The sequence below is a fragment of the Paenibacillus pseudetheri genome, assembly GCF_924513355.1.
In the GTDB taxonomy this organism is placed as follows: domain Bacteria; phylum Bacillota; class Bacilli; order Paenibacillales; family Paenibacillaceae; genus Paenibacillus_AQ; species Paenibacillus_AQ pseudetheri.
On the sequence record NZ_CAKMAB010000117.1, the window covers coordinates 1 to 323 of the forward strand.

Consider the following 323-nt stretch of genomic DNA (forward strand, 5'->3'; position numbering starts at 1 on the left):
AGCCTAACACTACATATAATATTAGTTTTAACTATAAAATAAACAGGTTGTCTAACAACAAAGAAGGAGATTTTTACTTTTTAGCCAGAAGTTCAGAAGCATATTTATTCGGAGATAAGGGTTTCACACAATGGACGGGAGAGATCGGGAAAGTAACAAATAAGACTATAAGTATTACAACGGGAAATTTGTCTACGTATTTTTTAATATGGGGTATTCATCACGGTGGTTCAATATCGATAGATGATATTCAAATCACAAAAGTTAAGGAGTCGTTTGAAAGTGGTTTTGAAGTTACCCCACTTATTAAGGGGAGATTTAGT

Annotated in this window: 1 protein-coding gene; it reads left to right on the top strand. The window is 33.1% G+C overall.

Translation table 11 applies throughout. The features are described 5' to 3' along the window. Nucleotides 1-47: 47 nt before the first annotated feature. The coding region (locus L1028_RS31165) for a hypothetical protein (protein ID WP_234541979.1) at nt 48-323 on the top strand (276 nt) is incomplete at its 3' end.